The 16,468-nt window shown below is 65.9% G+C and carries 10 protein-coding genes; all 10 read right to left on the bottom strand.

Features of this window, described 5'->3' with window-relative positions; genetic code table 11:
- The coding region (locus tag BG61_RS10465) for an ESPR-type extended signal peptide-containing protein (RefSeq protein WP_035941649.1) at positions 1-2,505 on the bottom strand (2,505 nt) is incomplete at its 3' end.
- A gap of 600 nt (positions 2,506-3,105) precedes the next feature.
- Entirely contained in the window at positions 3,106-5,244 is a 2,139-nt protein-coding gene (locus BG61_RS39715; protein WP_081868032.1) for a TolC family protein, read from the bottom strand.
- Between the two features lie 6 nt (positions 5,245-5,250).
- The gene (locus BG61_RS10475; protein ID WP_370818046.1) at positions 5,251-6,426 is read right to left on the bottom strand and encodes an HlyD family type I secretion periplasmic adaptor subunit; all 1,176 of its coding nucleotides are present in this window, start codon (positions 6,424-6,426) and stop codon (positions 5,251-5,253) included.
- Positions 6,427-6,524: 98 nt separating this feature from the next.
- Positions 6,525-8,873 (bottom strand): type I secretion system permease/ATPase, encoded by a 2,349-nt coding sequence (locus tag BG61_RS10480; RefSeq protein WP_063740971.1) that lies wholly within the window; start codon positions 8,871-8,873, stop codon positions 6,525-6,527.
- Between the two features lie 642 nt (positions 8,874-9,515).
- Complete coding sequence (locus BG61_RS10485) at positions 9,516-9,932, bottom strand: CopD family protein (protein ID WP_035927663.1); 417 nt, start codon at positions 9,930-9,932, stop codon at positions 9,516-9,518.
- A gap of 28 nt (positions 9,933-9,960) precedes the next feature.
- A complete protein-coding gene (locus tag BG61_RS10490) occupies positions 9,961-11,232 on the bottom strand; it encodes a glutamate-5-semialdehyde dehydrogenase (RefSeq protein WP_035927660.1) in 1,272 nt (423 codons plus the stop codon).
- A gap of 137 nt (positions 11,233-11,369) precedes the next feature.
- Positions 11,370-12,470, bottom strand: coding sequence for a DNA polymerase III subunit delta (gene holA / locus BG61_RS10495; protein ID WP_035927657.1), 1,101 nt, complete (start codon positions 12,468-12,470; stop codon positions 11,370-11,372).
- Positions 12,471-12,479: 9 nt separating this feature from the next.
- Positions 12,480-13,031 (bottom strand): LPS-assembly lipoprotein LptE, encoded by a 552-nt coding sequence (locus tag BG61_RS10500; protein WP_035927981.1) that lies wholly within the window; start codon positions 13,029-13,031, stop codon positions 12,480-12,482.
- A gap of 82 nt (positions 13,032-13,113) precedes the next feature.
- The gene (gene leuS, locus BG61_RS10505) at positions 13,114-15,708 is read right to left on the bottom strand and encodes a leucine--tRNA ligase (RefSeq protein ID WP_035927653.1); all 2,595 of its coding nucleotides are present in this window, start codon (positions 15,706-15,708) and stop codon (positions 13,114-13,116) included.
- A 329-nt stretch (positions 15,709-16,037) separates the two neighbouring features.
- A complete protein-coding gene (locus BG61_RS10510; RefSeq protein ID WP_035927651.1) occupies positions 16,038-16,466 on the bottom strand; it encodes an ExbD/TolR family protein in 429 nt (142 codons plus the stop codon).
- Positions 16,467-16,468: the final 2 nt, after the last annotated feature.

Raw genomic sequence — 16,468 nt, forward strand, 5'->3', positions numbered from 1 at the left:
GCCCGCCGCCACGTTGGCCAGCACCACCGGCGCCGCAGTTGCCGTGCCGCCGAGCGTCACCTTGTCATGTGCTGACGTGTCGTACTTCACCGCATCCGCTGCGCTGCCGCCGGAGCTTGCCGCCACTGCATCCAGCGCCTTGCCTACGTCCGCGTAGTCCTTGCCGCCGACGTTGTACGTCGGTGCGCTGATCTTGCCGTCCGCGCCAACCGCTGCGCCGCCGCCCAGCGCTGCCGCCGTCGTCGATGCCGTGTTGTACAACTGCGAACCGTTGATCGCGTCCGTGCTGGTGGCATTAACCGCGCCCGATGCCACGTTGACGATCTTGCGCTCGGAGCCTTTCGCGCCGACCGAGATCACGTTGCTCAGCGAGCCGTCGCTGCCGGAGCCGAGAACGACCGTGTTCGTGCCGGTCGTTTTCGTGACGTTGTTGCCGAGAACGAACGTGTTCGCCGCCGTCACCGAGTTCCTGTTACCGAGCGAGAACGACCCGTCGCCGGAAACCGTGGTCTCGTTACCGAGTGCGGCGCTCAACTTGCCGTCGGCGATGCTCTGGCGGCCGATGGCGATCGAACTGTCGCTGTTCGCCTGCGATTCCGAACCGATGGCGATCGCATCTACGCCGCTCGTGTTGACGGTCGCCAGGTAGCCCAGCGCCAGACCGCGGTCAGCCACCACGTTCGCCTGATGGCCGAACGCCGCAGACCTAACCGAGCCCGCAATCGTGCCGTAACCGACCGACACCGCGCCTTCGGCAGTTGCCGCCGAATTCGAACCGACCGCCACCGAGCGCTTGCCGTTCGCAGTCACGGTCAGACCCACCGCGATCGCGTCCGTACCCAGTGCTTCGATAGAGTTTGTTGTGTTGACGGTGGGACCCGACGCGATCAGCTTGTCCGGTGTCAGGCTTGAAGCGGCCCGCATCACCGCGGCGCGGCTCACCGGTGCCTGTTGGGGCTGGGCCAGCAGCGTCTTGACCTGGCCGAGATTCACCGCGTCATTGTCGCTTGTAGCATCGGCCACATTGACGATGCGGCGCTTCAGCGTCGTGCTACCGACCGACACCAGATTTTCACCCGAGGCGACCGAGTTCGCACCAAGTGCAACGGAGTTATTACGGCTTGCCTGTGCGCCATAACCGACCGCAACGGAGTTGTCCGACGTCGAGCGTGCGCTGGCACCGAACGCGAGCGCCTGGTCACCCGTCGCATAGGAATTGCCGCCGACCGCAACCGAATTGACACCTCGTGCAAGCGCGTTCTCGCCCGTCTGTTGCGAGAAGGACATGTATTTCAGCGTATCGACGGCGGGGGTGACGGTCTCAGTGATCTTGGTGATCTGCGAGTTCATCTGCTTCACGTTGACCGCGTCGGAGTCGGCCGTGCCGTCCGCCACGTTCGTCAGCTTGACTGCCGGCTTGCCTGCGCCGCCCAGCGTGACCTTGTCGTGCGCCGTCGAGTCATACTGAACAGACTCGGTCCCGCCAGACGCCGCCTTGTTCAGCGCGGCTTCGATGCCCGTGACCTGCTCGCCGCCGATCGTGTAGGTCGGCTTGCTGATCTTGCCGTCCGCGCCCACGGCCGCGCCGCCGCCGATCGCGTCCGCCGCGCTCGATGCCACGTTGTAGAGCTGCGATCCATTGATCGCGTCCGTGCTCGACGCAGCGACGTCGCCGGCCTTCAGCTTCGTGATCTTCGTGCCCGATGCGCCCGCGAGCGTCACGGTGGCATTCGACGAACCCGCGTCGTACGCGACGAATGCGTTCGTCGCGTTGCCGCTCGAGTCCGTGGTCAAGCCGACCTTCTTCAACTGGCTCAGGTTGACTGCGTCGTTGTCCTGCGTGGCGTCGGCCACGTTGGCGATCTGGCGCTTGATCGCCGCGCTGCCCACCGAGATCGTGTTCGCGCGATTGGCGACAGACTCGCTACCCAGCGCGACAGCGCCTGCTGCCATTGCATTGCTGTTCGCGCCGAGGGCGAGCGACTTCGCGGCCCCTGCCGACGCGCTTTCGCCGAGCGCAACCGCCGACGTGTTGAACGAGCGTGCGTTCGCGCCGATCGCAATGCTCTTCAGCGATGCGCTCGAACCGCTGCCGATTGCCAGGCTGTCCGAGCCCGCGCTCGCGCCAGTGCCAACGGCCGTGCCCGAACCATAGGCTTCAGCGGCGTTGCCGATCGCGACCGCGCCCGTCTTCGACGCGTTTGCTCCCGTGTCGGCATTTGCCGATGCACCGGTGCCGATCGCGACACCGTCAGCGACGTCGGCGAGAGACTCCGAACCGATTGCGGTGGCATTCGTGCCGGTAGCCGTCCCTTCGACGATCGGACCGGCCATAGCCGCCGACGCGCCCGCGAGGCTCAGCCCGCCCGCTGCAACCTGAGCGAGAATCGCCTTCGAGATCGCAGTCCTTGCACGTTTGCTCTTGCTGCGCCCATTTTCCAGCTCGGAGACGGCGACCCAGGTCCCTGTCGTTTCGTTCCATACAGACTTGTATGTCTTGTTCATACTATTGCTAACCCCAACAAAATTAAGAAAATTCGCCTCACGGCACAGCACAGCGATCGGTCGCCATCCCTTGTTACGGATGACCAAGTACTTTTTCGATACTCGATTGAAAGCACTCGACGCTCTTTGCCATGCACAGCGCCTTCACTGAGCACAGCGAAGAAACAAGCCGTTCACGGCGGAACCTGCCCATTTCGGAACGCTGGCGAACTATAGGTATTGGCGGGGTGGCGCTTAACACGAAAACTCCTAATTTCGTGTCACCGCGCGCGCGGGAAAGAATCTTTGAGAGGAGCATGGTCCTTTGCGGGGTCATCGCCCCGTGAAAACGATCGGCAAAGGCAAGCGGGGCAACGGGCGCGGGTATACGGTTCCGCTGCGCTCCGGCATTTTCGAGATACCGGGAAACGTCTTAATGTGTTCCGACGTTGCTTTCAAGCAACTCAAATGTCCCATCGACACCGGGTCACTTGCGCATCGTTGCGCATCGCATCGCCCACTTCAGCGATGAGTCGATTCCGCAAAGAGAAAAGCCATCGATGCATTTGCATCGATGGCTTTTCTCTTTCCCGCTTCAGTCTGCGCGATCCGCGCCAGGCGTCACGTTCCGTTCAACCACTCCATCAGCGTGCCGCTGCTGAGATGCAGCTTGAGCACTGACTGATAAGCGTCGAACTGCGTCGTCACTTCGGCTACCTGATTGTTATAGAAGTCGCTCTCCGCGAGCAGCACATCGAGCAGCGTGCGTCGTCCAAGGTGATACCACTGCTCGAAAAACTGCTTGCGCACGAGCTCGGACTCATCCGCTACCTCGGCGTAGAGACGCGCTCGCTCGGCGAGCGCCAGCGCGTCGTGATGAGCCTGCCTTACGTTGTATTCGGCATCGAGGCGCAACTGCTCCTTCTTCTCGCCGCTCGAGTCCGCCCGCGCCAGCGCCGCGCGTTCCGATGCGCGCTGGCTGCCGCCCTGAAACGGCGACCACGAAAGCTGCAGCATGGTCTGCCACGGCTGGCGCGAGCCGAACGTGTCGCGTCCCGTCGATTTGGTGATGACCCAGTTCACCTCCGGCAAGCCGGACGCACGGACCGCCTTCGCGTAGGCATCGGCGGCGGCCTGCTCGGCGCCAGCCTGCGCGACGGTCGGATTCTGTGCGATCGCCGCCACGGCGTCTTCCACGGCGGCGACTCTCATCTGCCAGTGAATGCCGCCGGGCATCGGCGTCGGCTGATCGCCGACCAGCTTGCGCACCGCGAGCTCCAGCTCACGCACTCGCGTCGCGACCGCATCCTGTGTGGTCTGAGCCTGAAGGAGACGCGCCTTCGCCTGCGTCAACTCGCTCGAGCGGCCCGGATCAACCTTGACGATCTCCACCAGCATGTCGACGAGCGCACGCATGCGCTTCACGTAATTGACGCCGATCGCGTACGCGGCGCGGTTCTTCGCCAGCTCGACGAGATTCGACGATATGTCGTACGCATTCGCCTGGGCCGTCGCAAGGTACTTGTATTGCGCCGCGTCCGCCGTCCTGCTCCGGCTTTCGATCGTCTTGCTGGTCTTGCCCCAGTCGTAGACCCTGGTGGAGATGTTGACGTTGGCGTAGGCGCGGTTGTAGTCGTCGTAGCGTGTGCCGGAATCCCTGATGGAAGGCGAGTAGCCGCCGATCTGCACTTGCGGCCAGCGGCGGCCCTTTGCCTCGTCGGTGTCGTAGCCTGCCGCCTCCCAGTCCGCGCGCGCCTGGCGCACTTCCGCACTGCGCTCAGCGGCAAGATCCGCCGCCTGGCGCAACGCGCTACGCACCGCCTGCTCGGGCACCGGCGGGCCGCCTGCGACGTCGCGCACGCCGATCGCGCTGTCGCCGAGCCATTGCGAATAGGCCTCCTCGACGGCGCCGCTGCCGCGTTGTGCTCGCTTTTTCGCCGGTACCGGGGCGTCGGGGAATGCGAACGTCACGTCCTCGCCCCGGACGACGGGGTCCGATGCGAGCGACTTGAGCGATTCGGCCGCCGAGTTCCCGAGCCCGGATTTCGGGAGCCGGCTCGTGGGGAGCGGGCCCGCTTGCGTCCGCTGAACCGTGGCGCCCGAATCGCGAGCGATGGGGCTCTGCACGCCGGCCGCAGTGCTGGAGAAGTGCTTTGCGCTCGGCTGCTCGACGGTACTCGTCGATTCCGGCAACGACAGACCCGGCGTGAACGCGTAGTACGACTTCCGGGTCGCAACCGGCTTTTCCGGCGAGACCGGCGCGGATGACGGCACCGCGGCGAGGTTGCGTTCCTCCGGCGCAGCCGCCGATAGCTGCCGAGCGGCCTCGCCCGCGCCCGCCAGCGACGACGCCTGCGGAGGTCGGGCGACCGTGCGCATGTCCGCACTGGCCGATTCCGTTGTGGTCGGAGCCGCCACGGCGCGAAGCGCCGGTGAAGGATCCGCTTGGCGATGCACTTCATCGACGCTGACAGCCGCGCGCTCCGGTGTCGCGGGGGGAAGAGCGCCGGCGCTCGCGCTCACCGGCGCCGCGGGTTGCGCGATCGCTCCGGGCTGCGTGACGGGCACATGAGTGGGCACCCACGGCATTGCATCGAGGGCGGAAGCTGCCTGCGAGCGCGATGGAGCGCACGCGAGCGCCATCACTCCGGCACCGACGAGTACCCCCGACCCGCGCAGGCGCGCGCCCCGGCCACGCGCGTCGGGTGCGCGTCGCTCATATGAAAGCGCATTGCGCGCCGCGGATTTTCGCTTTTGCATGGCTGCTTATCTCTCGCGAAACGCTTCGCGCGCCTTGAAAATGGGCTTCAGCAAATAAGACAGAACGGTCTTCTCCCCAGTGCGGATTTCGACGGTTCCGGTCATGCCCGGGATGATGGGCAGGCGCTTTCCGCCAGCGACCAGCTCGCTGTTTTCGGTCAGCACCTGCACGCGGTAATAGATGGCATCGGGCTTGCCCGGCGCCGCGTGATCGTCCTGCAGCGTGTCGGGGCTGATCAGCTTGACGTGGCCCTTCAGGCCGCCGTAGATGCCGAAGTCGTAGGCGGATATCTTGACCGTCGCAGGAAGCCCCGGGCGCAGGAACGCCACGTCCTGCGGCTTGACCCGCGCCTCGACGATCAGCTGGTCCGCATAAGGCACGATGCTCATGATCTGGGCGCCGGGCTGGATCACGCCGCCGACGGTCGTCACCTTGATGTCCTTCACGGTGCCCTTCACGGGCGCGACGATGGTCGTGCGCTGCAGCACGTCAGCGCGGCCGACGAGGTTCTCCTTCGTCTGCGCCAGTTCCAGTTCGAGCCGCGAGAGCTGTTCGTTCGCATCGGCCTGATACTTGTTGCGGCGCTCGACGATCTGCGCCTGCAGATCGTTCGCGCTGCGCTTCATGCGCAGCACCTCGGTTTCGGAGATGAGACCGCGCTTCGCGAGCGGCTCGGTCATGTTGATCTCGTTCATCGCCAGCCCGTAGCTGCGCTCGAGCGACGCGACGCTGTCGTAAAGCGCCTTGCGCCGCGCCTGATACGCGAGCGTCTCGCTCTGCACGACGCTCTTGTCGGCAAGCACGTCGGGCGGGAACGCGAGCGCCTGTCCGAACGCTTCGGCGCGCAGCCGCGCGACCGTGCCGCGCAGGCCGACGAGTTTCGAGCGGCCTTCCGAGTAGGCCGAATCGGCGCGCTTGGGGTCGATATTGAGGAGCAGTTGACCCTTCTCCACCACGTCGCCTTCACGCACGTGCAGATCGGCGAGAATGCCGCCTTCGAGACTCTGGATGAGCTGTTCGCGGCTCACCGGAATCACCTTGCCCTCGCCGTGCGTGATTTCCTCGACGCGCGCGAATTTCGCCCACACGAGGCCACCGGCGATCACGGCCGCCAGCAGATAGAGCACGGCGCGCGTGCCCGGAATCGACTGGGCGAGTTGCGACTCGCGCAGGTCGTTCATGTAAGCAGCGTCGGCGGGATGGATGCGGCTGGCCGCCCGACGGCCGCCCGCAACCGGTACGGATGCGCCACCGCGCTTGCGGAACAGTTGGGGCAGATTCATTGGGCGTTCTCCGTGGCCTCGACAGACGGCCGGGACGGTTGATGCGGCTGCGGCGCCTGGGCGGATTGAGCGGGTTGAGCGGGTTGAGCGGGTTGAGCGGGTTGAGCGGGTTGAGCGGGTTGAGCGGGTTGAGCAGGCTGAAGCGCCTGAGCGGACCGCGTCTGCGCCGCGGGCTGGGCGGCCGCGCTCGCCGGCGCGCGCAGCGCGGCAAGCACCGCCTCCTTGGGACCGTCGGCGGCGATTTTCCCTGCATCCACCACGATCACCCGGTCGACCAGTTGCAGCAGCGACGGACGGTGCGTGACCACGACGAGCGTCTGCCCATGCGTCGCCTGCGCGAGATCGGCGATGAACGCCGCCTCCGTCTGCGTGTCCATGGCGCTCGTCGGCTCGTCCATCAGGAGGAGCGTGGGCCGTGCGATCAGGCAGCGGGCCAGTGCCACCAGCTGGCGCTGGCCGCCCGACAGCCCGTCGCCGTTCTCGCCGATCTGCATGTTGTAGCCCATCGGACTCGCGGCCGCGATCGCGTCGACGCCCGTGAGCTTTGCGACGCGCAGCAGTTCGTGCACGCTCGCATCGGGCCTGCCGATCATCACGTTCTGGCGCAGCGAGCCGTAAAAGAGCCGGCTGTCCTGCGCGACATAGCCGACCGCAGCGCGCCAGTCGGCCGGATCGATCTGCGCCACGTCGATGCCCGCGCTGAACATCTGCCCCGTGGTCGGCCGATAGAGGTTCGCCATCACGCGCAGCAGCGACGACTTGCCGCTTCCCACGCGCCCGAGAATCGCAATTCGCTCGCCGGCCTGGATACTGATATTGATGTTCTTCAGGAAGTCGGGCACCGGCATGCCGTTCGGCGACGGGTAGTGAAATCCCACGCCGCTGAGTTCCAGCGCGCCCGTGATCGCAGGATCGTGCAGATACTCGACCTCGGGATCGCGCTCGACCGGCCGCGCCATCAGCTTGTTCAGCGAATCGAGCGCCGCCTTCGCCTGCTGGAAGCGCACGGCGAGCCCGGCCACCTGCCCGAGCGGCGCGAGCGCGCGGCTGCCGAGGATCACCGAGCCGATGAGCGCACCCTGCGTCAGCTTGCCGTCCGCGATCAGGTACACGCCGACGACGACCATGATCACCGTCTCGAACTGCGTCATCCAGGTCACGAAGTTCACGGCAAGCGTCGAGAGCCGCTTGGACTTCATCGACGTGCTCGACGCGAGCGCGGAGAACAGTTCCCAGCGCTCCTGCATATAGCGCTCGCCGCCCGTCGCCTTCAGCGTCTCGATGCCTTCGACGGCCTCGATCAACAGGCCCTGCTTGAGCGACGACTCGCGCAGATTCTCCTTCATCGTCTTCGCGAGCGGCCACTGGATCGCGATGCTCACGCCGACGATCAGCGGAATCATCATGAGCGGCACGAAGCCGAGCGGGCCGCCGATCATGAAGATCACCGCGACGAACAGAAGCGTGAACGGCAGGTCGGAGATGGTCGCAAGCGTCGCCGACGCGACGAAATCGCGCACCGATTCGAATTCGCGCAACTGGTTGGCGAACGAGCCCGACGACGCGGGCTTGTGCTCCATGCGGATCGCCATTGCACGGCGAAACAGGAGCGCGCCCATGACGAGGTCGGCCTTCTTGCCGGCAACGTCGAGCACATGCGCGCGGACGATGCGCGCGATGAACTCGAAGAGCATCGCGACGGAGACGCCGATCGCGAGCGACCAGAGCGTCACAAACGCCTGGTTGGGCACGACGCGGTCGTAGACGTTCATCGTGAAGAACGTGCTCGCGAGCGCGAGCACGTTGATGAGCAGCGCGCCGAGCGCGGCGCTCGAATAATAGCGGCGGTAGCGCCACAGCGTGCTCAGCAGCCAGTGGCCCTTGCTCTCGGCTTCCGGCTGCCCCGCGCGGGCATCGACCTTGCCGAGCGGCTTCACCAGCATCGCGAAGCCCGCGTAGTGCTCCTTGAGCGTCGATGCGCCGATCGTCAGGATCTGCGAACCCACCTCGGGCATCACCACCAGGTAAGCCGTCTCGTATTCGTCTTCGGTGTCTGCCTTGTCCTTGCCTTCTGTGCCGGTTCGCTCGACCTTGACCCGCTCCGGCGAGCGTCCGATCAGAATGCAGCCGCCGTGGTCCTTCCGAAAGAGGATGACCGGCAACAGCATCGGCGTGATCTCGTGCAGATGCCGCTCGACGACGCCCGCAGCGAACCCGGCGCCCTCCAGCGCGAGCTGCGCCTGTTGCGGCGCTATGAAGCGGCCGGCCGGCAGTCCCGCGACCAGCGCGTCCTCGCTGGCCGGCTTGCCGTGATGAGCCGTCATCCAGAGAAGGCTCTTGAGCAAGGTATCGTCGACTTTCCTGGCTAACGGCAGAGCTGCTGGCCCGGTGGCCGGTTGAGCGGGCGAACTTGCGCCCGGAGCTTCACTTTTCATGGCTTGTTGCTGCGCGGTTGAGCACACCGGACAAGGCTTGACGCCCCGTGTCCGGTGTGCAGGTGATGCGTCGGTTGCATGCGGCGCGGATCGACTCATCGCGGCGTGCGATCCGCGATCCGTTCCCCGCGAAACCGCGGTCGTCGGTTCGACCCGCGAACGCCGCTCTGCGGGAAGCGCATTATCCGTAGTGCGCTACGATCGACGTATAAGAAGCGTCTTAATCGCAATTCATAAGAAATCCGTAACGAATCTGTATGAATGCGCGTATCGGACCTGCATGCACGAGCCTCGCGCCCCGGGCCCGCGCATCAGACGAAAACACGCGCGCGGGAACGGCACTTCGCCGGATTCGAAGCCACAGTGGCTTCGAATCCGGAATCGGCTCAAATGCGCAGGGGATTGTCCATATCTGAAGTCGGCTGACTACGAGAGTCGTCCGAATTCCGATCGCATTGCGCGATCAGACGAACTTTCACGATTGGACGGGGAACACCGACTAAACGGACGAACCGCCGGAAGTGGCTCCGGCGGCTCGCGTGAAGACGTGCCTCAGAAAGGCTTGATGACGACGAGCAGCGTCGCGCCCAGCAGGCCCAGCACCGGCAGTTCGTTGAACATGCGGTACCACTTGTCGGAGCGACGGTTTTCGCCGCGCTGGAACGTCGCGAGAAGGCGCCCGCAATACGCGTGATACGCGATCAGCAACACCACGATGGTCAGTTTCGCGTGCAGCCAGCCCTGCCCCGCCCCGATGCCGACCACGAGCCACAGCCACAGCCCGCACGCGAGCGCCGGCACGGCGATGAACGTCATGAAGCGAAACAGCTTGCGTGCCATGAGAAGCAGTCTCGCGATCGCGGCCGGGTCCTTCTCCATCGCGAGATTCACGAAAATTCGCGGCAGATAGAAAAGGCCCGCGAACCACGAAGCGATCAGTACGATATGCAGCGATTTGATCCAGAGCATCGGTTGACGGCCTTCGTTCTTATTGACTTTATTGACGTACTTCGCCGTGGCCGAGCACCACGTATTTGAGCGAGGTGAGGCCGTCGAGCCCGACCGGCCCGCGCGCATGCAGCTTGTCGTTCGAGATGCCGATTTCCGCGCCAAGGCCGAATTCGAAGCCGTCGGCGAACCGCGTCGATGCGTTCACCATCACGCTTGCCGAGTCCACTTCGCGCAGGAAACGCATCGCGCGGTCGTGGTCTTCGGTGACGATCGCATCGGTGTGGTGCGAACTGTATTCGTTGATGTGCCCGATCGCCTCGTCGACGTTCTCGACCACCTTGATCGCGAGTACCGGCGCGAGGTATTCGGTGCGCCAGTCTTCCCCGGTGGCGTCGACGAGACCGCTCACCTGCGCTGCTTCCAGGACCGCGCGCGCCGCCGCATCCACGCGCAACTCGACTTCCTTCGCCTGGAACGCGCGGGCGAGCGCGGGCAGCGCTTCGGCCGCAATGCCGCGCGCCACCAGCAGCGTTTCCATCGTGTTGCAGGTGCCGTAGCGATGCGTCTTCGCGTTGTCGCAGATGGCCAGCGCCTTTGACATGTCCACGCGGTCGTCGACGTAGACGTGACAGATGCCGTCGAGGTGCTTGATCATCGGCACGCGCGCTTCTTCCATCAGGCGCGCGATCAGGCCCTTGCCGCCGCGCGGCACGATCACGTCGACGTATTCGGTCATCGTGACGAGCTTGCCGACCGCCGCGCGGTCCGGCGTCTCCACCACCTGCACCGCGTCCTGCGGGAGCCCCGCCGATGCCAGCCCTTCGCCGATCAGCTTCGCGAGCGCCGTATTGCACTCGATCGCCTCGGAGCCGCCGCGCAGGATGGTCGCGTTGCCGGATTTGAGACAGAGCGCCGCGGCGTCGATGGTCACGTTCGGCCGCGATTCGTAGATGATGCCGATCACGCCGAGCGGCACGCGCATTTGGCCGACCTGGATGCCGCTCGGACGATACCTCAGGCCGCTGATCTCGCCGATCGGGTCGGCCAGCTTCGCGACCTGCCGCAAGCCTTCCACCATCGTGCTCAGCGCCTTGTCGGAAAGCGTCAGGCGGTCGATGAACGCGGCGTCGTGGCCCTTGTCGCGGGCGCGCGCGAGATCGCGGGCGTTGGCTTCCTTCAGCGCGTCGCGCTCGCGCACGATCGCGTCCGCCACCGCTTCGAGCGCCGCGTTCTTCGCAGCGGTCGACGCCCGCGCCATCGCGCGCGACGCGCTGCGCGCGCGATGGCCGAGATCGGTCATGTACTGGTCGATGTTCATCGTGGGTCTCAACTGTCCTGCCGCCGCCCGGAAAGGGAGCGGTCTTTGCACGAGCGCCGCAACGGGGCGCTTCGGTGCGGGAGCCAAATGCGCCGCAAACGGGACGCCGGATAGGTCATTCTAAGCCGATGCGCGTTTCAGCGACGAGGTCGGCCCGGCGCCGCCGCGCCGCCTGGCGTCCCGCCGCCTGAATGAGCGACGGTCATGGCGAGTTCGAACATGCCGTCCCACGGATTCGGCGGGGGTTCGCTCCCCTTCTGTCCGGTGCTGCCCGACAGCCCTTTCACCTGCCGGTCGAGCTTCGCCGCGAGCGACAGCGCCTTTTCGAGCGCGCTTTCCGTCACGCGCGCGAGCGCCGGGCCGATCAGCCGCTCACGCGGCCCCCAGACGCGATTTTCGCGCAACAGCGTGGCGAGCGGCTTGCCCGCCGCGACGCCGCGCTTGATGCGCAGCAGCGTGCGCACTTCCTCCACGAGCGCCCAGAGCACCAGCACGGCCGCTTCGCCCTCGCCCTTCAGGCCGTCGAGCATGCGCGCGAGCCGCCCGACGTCGCCCGTCAGCATCGCTTCGTTGAGCTTGAACACGTCATAGCGCGCGACGTTCAGCACGGCATCATGGATCTGTTCGAAGGTGAGGACGCTCTCGGCGGGATACAGCAGCCCGAGCTTCTGGATTTCCTGATGCGCGGCGAGCAGATTGCCCTCGACGCGATCCGCGATGAACTGCAGCGCGCGCCGCCCTTCCTCTCCGGGCGCGACGCGCTGGCCCTGCTGCGCGAGCCGTTGTCCGACCCACATCGGCAATTGCGCGCGCTCGATCGGGTCGACCTTGATGGCCACGCCCGCACCGGTGATGGCGGCGAACCACGCGGCCTTCTGCGTCGCGGCGTCGAGCCGCGGCAGCGTGATCAGCGTGAGCACGTCGGGATTGTCGGCGGACGCCATCGTTTTCAGCGCGTCGGCGCCCTCCTTGCCGGGCTTGCCGTTCGGGATGCGCAGCTCGACGAGCTGACGGTCGCCGAAAAGCGACATCGACTGGCTCGCGCCGATGAGGCTGCTCCAGTCGAAATAGCGCTCGACCGTGAACACCGACCGGTCCGTAAACCCGCCCGCCCGGGCCGCCGCGCGGATGCGGTCGCACGCTTCCTGGGCGAGCAGATGCTCGTCGCCGAAGACGACGTACAGGCCCTTGAGGCCTTTGGCGAGGTGCGCGTCGAGCGCGTCGAGCCTGAGTTGCATGGGCGGCGGTTAAAGCGGCGGCGTGGGCAGCGGCGCACGCGGCGCGATGCCCGGCGTCTGCTCGCCCGGAGCCGGATGCAGCGAGCGCACGACCGCGAGCCGGCGCGTCAGCTGGTCGACGGCGTCGTACTGCATGTCGCGATAGAGCAGATCCGCTTCCTGCTGCTTCGCGAGCGCGAACTGGTTGCTGTAGGTCATCGCGCGATTCAGCGCGATCACGCTCGGCGGAATCAGCAGCGTGCCGTCAGCGCCCCTGAGCGAGTAGGTCAGGTTGTACACGAGCTCGTATTCCTGCACGACGCCCTGCGAATTCAGGCTGAGCGTGCGCTGGGCGCGCCCCTCGGAGAGCGACAGGATCGCTTCGGGGCTCTCGGCCGGCTTCACGATCACCGTGTCGCTGCCACCCTGCACCACGCGTTCGAGCCGCGCGACCATCGGTGGCGCGCCGCCCGTAACGGCGAGCCGCTTGAACGCGTAGTCCTGCTGGCCGCGCAACTGGAAGCCACATGCGGACAGCGCCAGCGCGCCGCCGGCGAGCGCCAGAAACGACCGTCTGCTGATGCCCGCACCCTCCGGCGCTTCACGCGCGTCCCCTTCGACGACTTTCCCGCTCACATCGACTCCCATGGTTTTCAAGGCGGCGTCAAACCACCACGTTGACGAGGCGCCCCGGCACCACGACGACCTTCTTCGGCGCGCGGCCTTCCGAGAACTTCGCGAACATCTCGTGCGCGATCGCAGCCTTTTCGATGTCTTCGCGCGGCGCGTCCTTCGCGACCGTCAGCGCGCCGCGCACCTTGCCGTTCACCTGCAGCACGAGCTCGATCTCGGCCTGCTCGAGCGCGCCTTCATCCACCTTCGGCCACGGCGCATCCAGCAATCCGCCGAACTCGCTCGCGTAGCCGAGTTCCGACCACAGCTGGAACGTGACGTGCGGCACGACCGGATACAGCACGCGCAGGAGCACGCCGAACGCCTCGTTGAGCACGCCTGCGCCCGCGTCCTTCGCGCCTTCGACGGCATTGAGCATCTTCATCGCCGCCGACACCACCGTGTTGTACTGCAGGCGGCCGTAGTCGAAATCGGCCTGCTTGAGCACCGTGTAGATTTCGCGGCGCAGCGTGCGCTCGCTGTCGTTCAGCTTCGACACCTCGAGCTTCGCGTGCTGCCTGAGCGCCTCCGCCTGGCCGTGCGCGTATTGCCACACGCGGCGCAGGAACCGGCTCGCGCCTTCGACGCCCGTGCCCGACCATTCGAGCGACTGCTCCGGCGGGGCGGCGAACATCACGAAAAGCCGCGCGGTGTCCGCGCCGTACTGGTCGATGAGCGTTTGCGGATCGACGCCGTTGTTCTTCGACTTCGACATCTTCTCGACGCCGCCCAGCTCGACCGGCTGGCCGTCCGCGATCAGCACGGCGCCGACCGGGCGGCCCTTGTCGTCGTGCGACACGGTGACTTCGAGCGGGTTGTACCAGGTCTTCTTGCCCGCCGCGTCCTCGCGATAGTACGTTTCGTTCAGCACCATGCCCTGCGTGAGCAGGTTCTTCGCCGGCTCGCCGAACTTGACGAGACCCATGTCGCGCATGACCTTCGTCCAGAAACGCGAGTACAGCAGGTGAAGAATGGCGTGCTCGATCCCGCCGATGTACTGGTCCATCGGCATCCAGTAATCGGTGCGCTCGTCGACCATCTTCTTCGCGTCCGGCGCCGCGTAGCGCGAGAAATACCAGGCCGAGTCGACGAAGGTGTCCATCGTGTCGGTTTCGCGCTTCGCCGCCGCGCCGCACTTCGGGCACGCGCAGTTCACGAATGCCTCGGACTTCGCCAGCGGGTTGCCCGTGCCGTCCGGCACGAGATCCTCGGGCAGCACGACCGGCAGATCCTGTTCCGGCACCGGCACGTCGCCGCAACCCGGACAGTGGATGATCGGAATCGGCGTGCCCCAGTAGCGCTGTCGCGAAATGCCCCAGTCGCGCAGGCGCCAGGTGACCTGCTTGTCGCCGAAGCCGGGCGCCTTCAGGTCGGCGGCGATGGCGTCGGTGGCTTGCTCGAACGTGAGGCCGTCGTACTTGCCGCTGTTCACGAGCCGGCCGGCGGCTTTATCCGCATACCATTCTTCCCAGGCGTCGGTCGAATACGTCTTGCCTTCGAGCGCGACGACCTGCCTGATCGGCAACTGGTATTTCTTCGCGAACGCGAAATCGCGCTCGTCGTGTGCCGGCACGCCCATCACCGCGCCTTCGCCGTAGGTCATCAGCACGTAGTTGCCGATCCACACCTCGACTTTTTCCTTCGTCAGCGGATGCGTGACGTAAAAGCCGGTCGGCATGCCCTTCTTTTCCATCGTCGCGATGTCGGCTTCCGCGACGCCGCCGCGCTTGCACTCCTCGATGAACGCCTGCAATCCGGCGTTGTCGCGCGAAAGACGCGTGGCAAGCGGATGCTCGGCGGCGATGGCCGCGAACGTCACGCCCATGATCGTGTCGGCGCGCGTGGTGAACACGCGCAGGAGCTTCGCCTCGCCGTCGATTTCATACGGAAAGCCGAAATTCACGCCGTAGCTCTTGCCGATCCAGTTCTGCTGCATGACCTTCACGCGCTCGGGCCAGCCGAGGCCTTCGAGGTCGGCGAGCAGCTGGTCGGCGTAATCGGTGATGCGCAGGTAGTACATCGGGATTTCGCGCTTCTCGACGAGCGCGCCCGAACGCCAGCCGCGGCCGTCGATCACCTGCTCGTTCGCGAGCACCGTCTGGTCGACCGGGTCCCAGTTCACGGTCCCCGTCTTCTTGTACGCGATCCCCTTTTCCAGCATCTTGAGGAACAGCCACTGGTTCCACTTGTAGTACTCGGGCGAGCAGGTCGCGATTTCCCGCGACCAGTCGATGGCGAGCCCCATCGACTGCATCTGCTTCTTCATGTACGCGATGTTGTCGTACGTCCACTTCGCGGGCGGCACGCCGTTCGCCATCGCGGCGTTCTCGGCGGGCATGCCGAAGGCGTCCCAGCCCATCGGCATCAGCACGTTGCGGCCGTTCATCCGCAGATACCGGTACATCACGTCGTTGATCGTGTAGTTGCGCACGTGGCCCATGTGCAGCTTGCCCGACGGATACGGCAGCATCGAGACGCAGTAGAACTTGGGCTTGGTCGTGGTTTCCGTCGACCGGTACGCGTCTTTCGCGCGCCAGTCGCTCTGCGCGGCGGATTCGACGTCGGCGGGTACGTATTTATCGTGCATGGTGTGGTTGGCTGTTCGGCTGATGCTGGATACTGGCTTGGCCCCGCCGCGGTCGGACGCGCCGGTTCGGACGCGTCGGGCGCGGGGTTGCTCGCCCTGGGGCTCGGGTCTTGTGTCTTGACGGACGCGCCGATCAGGCAAAGGGCGATTATACCGTCCGGCGGCGCGCGGCTCACGCGTGGTCGGCTCGCCACGCGGGCGTATCCGTCGGCGTTGCTGACATTTGGCGACAGGTTTGCGCGGGTTTTGGCCGCGATCGGCGTGAAAGCGCCGCGGGAACGAGTACAAAGCGGAGGCCCGAGCGGTCGGCGCGCAGGCCCGCCGCGCGGCTATTGCGCTTTCCCGGCCTTCGGCTGCGTGACGAACCCGATCCGGTCGAGCCCCGCCTGCTGCGCGGCGCCCATCACCTGCGCGATCACCTCGTAGCGTGTCGCGCTCGACGCCCGCAGGTGAATCTCGGGCCGCGACGCGCGCTTGCCCGCCTCGGCGAACCGCGAGCGCATCTCGTCGGCCGTGACGGGCTTGTCGTTCCAGTAGAGCTTCCCCTCGTCGTCGATTGAAAGGGTGATCGTGTCCGGCGTCTCGCGCACGGCCTGCGACGACACCTTCGGCAAATCGAGCCGGATCGCGTGCGTGAAGAGCGGCGCCGTGATGATGAAGATCACGAGCAGCACCAGCATCACGTCGATGAGCGGCGTCATGTTGATGTCCGCCATCGGCGAGCCGTTCGGTTTCTTTTCGAGTCCGCCGAACGCCATGT

The sequence above is a fragment of the Caballeronia glathei genome (assembly GCF_000698595.1).
GTDB lineage: Bacteria > Pseudomonadota > Gammaproteobacteria > Burkholderiales > Burkholderiaceae > Caballeronia > Caballeronia glathei.

Coding starts and splice junctions, on each gene's coding strand:
- BG61_RS10485 (WP_035927663.1), bottom strand. CDS start 9,932: ATGCTCTGGATCAAATCGCTGCATATCGTACTGATCGCTTCGTGGTTC.
- BG61_RS10510 (WP_035927651.1), bottom strand. CDS start 16,466: ATGGCGTTCGGCGGACTCGAAAAGAAACCGAACGGCTCGCCGATGGCG.
- BG61_RS10475 (WP_370818046.1), bottom strand. CDS start 6,426: ATGAACGACCTGCGCGAGTCGCAACTCGCCCAGTCGATTCCGGGCACG.
- BG61_RS10490 (WP_035927660.1), bottom strand. CDS start 11,232: ATGAACATCGACCAGTACATGACCGATCTCGGCCATCGCGCGCGCAGC.
- leuS (WP_035927653.1), bottom strand. CDS start 15,708: ATGCACGATAAATACGTACCCGCCGACGTCGAATCCGCCGCGCAGAGC.
- BG61_RS39715 (WP_081868032.1), bottom strand. CDS start 5,244: ATGCAAAAGCGAAAATCCGCGGCGCGCAATGCGCTTTCATATGAGCGA.
- holA (WP_035927657.1), bottom strand. CDS start 12,470: ATGCAACTCAGGCTCGACGCGCTCGACGCGCACCTCGCCAAAGGCCTC.